Annotated in this window: 1 protein-coding gene; it reads left to right on the top strand. The window is 75.3% G+C overall.

Annotation, left to right across the window (positions count from 1 at the left end):
• Positions 1-2,957, top strand: a 2,957-nt coding sequence (locus tag AB0C76_RS41190) for a condensation domain-containing protein (RefSeq protein ID WP_359975872.1), incomplete at both ends; no start/stop codon positions are given.

Here is a 2,957-nt window from a genome sequence, read left to right as displayed (position 1 = left end):
GTCCACCCGCAGAACGCCGCCTACCTGATCTACACCTCCGGGTCCACCGGTACCCCCAAGGCCGTCCAGGTCCCGCACGCCGGCCTCGCCAACCTCGCCCGGCACCTCGACGGCTCGGTGCTGGCCGACCACCTCGCAGCGACGGGCCGCTCCCGGGCCCGCGTCGCGAGCACGTCGTCGTCCTCCTTCGACGCGAGCTGGCAGTCGCTGAGCGCGCTGTTCCTCGGGCACGAGCTGTACGTGCTGGACGAGGAGACCCGTCGGGACGGCGCCGCCGCCGTGGCGGAGCTGCGCCGCGCGGGCGTAGACCTGCTGGACACCACACCCGCCTACGCGACGGAACTCGCCGAGGAGGGGCTGCTCCAGCCGGATCCGGCCGACGGGCAGCCCGTCGTACGGACCCTGCTCCTGGGCGGTGAGGCGCTCCCGGCACCGCTGTGGGAGCGGCTGCGCGCGACGCCCGGCCTGGTCGCGCACAACGCGTACGGACCGGCCGAGTGCACCGTCGACACGGTGATGACGCCCCTGTCGGCGGCCGGTTCGCCGGTGCTGGGCCGGGCGACGACGAACACGCGGGCCTACGTGCTGGACGCGGGGCTGCGTCCGGTGCCGGTGGGGGTGACGGGTGAGCTCTACCTCGCCGGGGCGCAGGTGGCGCGTGGCTACTTGGGGCGCCCCGGGCTGACGGCGTCGCGGTTCCTGCCGGATCCGTTCGGTGCTCCGGGGGAGCGGATGTACCGCACGGGTGATGTGGTGCGGTGGACGGCGGACGGCCAACTCGCTTTCGTGGGCCGGGCGGACGACCAGGTGAAGGTGCGCGGTTTCCGGATCGAGCTCGGCGAGGTGTCGGCGGCGCTGGAGCGCTGCGCGGACGTCGTCGCCGCGGTCGCGGTGGTTCGGGAAGACCGTCCGGGGGACCGGAGGCTCGTCGGCTACGTCGTCCCGGCCGCGGGAGCCTCACCCGAGGCCGCCGCCGTGCGCAGCGAGGCGGCGTCGTTGCTGCCGGAGTACGCGGTGCCGTCGGCGGTGGTGGTGCTGGAGGCGCTGCCGCTGACCGGCAACGGCAAGGTGGACCGCCGTGCGCTGCCCGCGCCCGCGCTCGTCGCGCAGGTCGCGCACGCCCCGCGCGACGCCCGCGAGGACCTCCTCGCCGGCCTCTTCGCGGAGATCCTCGGCGTGCCCGGGGTCGGTGTGGACGAGGACTTCTTCGCGCTGGGCGGGCACTCCCTCCAGGCCATCCGCCTGCTCGTCCGGGCCAGGGCGGCGCTCGGTGTGGAGCTGGGCGTCCGCGATCTCTTCCAGGCGCCGACGGCCGCCAGGCTCGCCGCGCTGCTGCAGTCGCGGACCGCTGAGCCGCAGGAGCCGCTGGTCGCGGTGGAGCGGGGCGAGCGGACGCCCTTGTCGTACGCCCAGCAGCGCCTCTGGTTCCTGCATGAGTGGGAGGGCGCCGGGAGCGCCTCGACGTACACGGTGCCGACCGCGCTGCGGCTGAAGGGGGCACTGGACGTGACGGCGCTGCGGGCGGCGCTGGAGGACGTGGTGGGCCGGCACGAGAGCCTGCGGACGGTGTTCCCGGTCGTGGACGGCGTGCCGTGGCAGCAGGTCGTGCCGGTGACGGGCGAACCGCTCGTCCCGTGGGAAGCGGCCGGCTGCGCCCCGGCGGACCTGCCCGGGCGGCTCGCCGCGGCGGCCGGGCACGAGTTCGACCTGGCGCGCGAACTGCCGCTGCGGGCCTCGGTGTTCCGCCTCGCACCGGACGAGCACGTGTTCCTGCTGGTGGTGCACCACATCGCGTGCGACGGGTGGTCGATGGGCCCGCTGCTGCGCGATCTGACCGCCGCGTACACGACCCGACGTGCGAGCGGCGCGGCTCCGGCCTGGTCCGAGCTCCCCGTCCAGTACGGCGACTACGCGCTCTGGCAGCACCGGGTGCTCGGCGAGCGCGATGTGATGGACCGCCAGGTGCGGTTCTGGCGCGAGCGGCTGGCCGGACTGCCGGAGGAGCTGGCGCTGCCGTCGGACCGTCCGAGGCCCGCCGTCGCGACCTTCGCGGGCGACACGGTGGACGTCGAGGTGCCCGCCGACGTGCACGCCGGGCTGGTGGCGCTGGCGCGGGAGTGCGGTGCGACGCTGTTCATGGTGCTGCGGGCGGGCTGGGCGCTGCTGTTGTCCCGCCTAGGGGCCGGGGCGGACGTCCCCGTCGGCACGGTGGTCGCGGGCCGGTCGGACGAGGCGCTGGACGACCTGGTCGGGTTCTTCGCCAACACCCTGGTGCTGCGCACCGACGTCTCCGGCGACCCGAGCGTCCGGGAACTGGTACGCCGGGTGCGGGAGGCGGACCTGGAGGCGCTGGGCAGCCAGGACGTGCCGTTCGAGCGGCTGGTCGAGGTGCTCAACCCGGTCCGGTCGGCGGCCCGGCACCCGCTCTTCCAGACCGCGCTCGTGCTGCAGAACAACGCGTGGTCCGAGGCCGGACTGCCGGGGCTGGAGGTCGAGGAGGTCCAGGTCGACCTGCCGAACGCCAAGTTCGACCTCGCGGCCGGCCTCTGGGAGCGCCGGACCGGTGACGGTGGGCCGGGTGGGATCGGCGGCGAGCTGGAGTTCGCCACCGACCTGTTCGACCGCTCGACGGCGGAGACGCTCGCGCGCCGGTTCGTCCGGCTGCTGGCCGGGATGGTGGCGAGCCCGGACGCCCGGGTGGGCGCGCTGGAGCTCCTGGAGCCCGCCGAGCTGGCCGCCCTCCTGGCCCACGGGACGGGAGCCGTGCGCGCCGCGGACTCCGGCCCGCTCGCCCACCAGGTGTTCGAGGCGAGGGCGGCGGAGCAGCCCTCCGCACCGGCGGTGGTCGACGGGGATCACGAGCTGGGTTTCGGTGAGCTGAACGCGCGGGCGAACCGGCTGGCGCGGGAGCTGGTGGCGCGGGGTGTGGGGCCGGAGTGTGTGGTGGCGGTGGCGCT

Source organism: Kitasatospora sp. NPDC048722, from assembly GCF_040650235.1.
Taxonomy (GTDB): Bacteria; Actinomycetota; Actinomycetes; order Streptomycetales; family Streptomycetaceae; genus Kitasatospora.
This window is presented reverse-complemented; position numbering and strand designations above follow the sequence as displayed.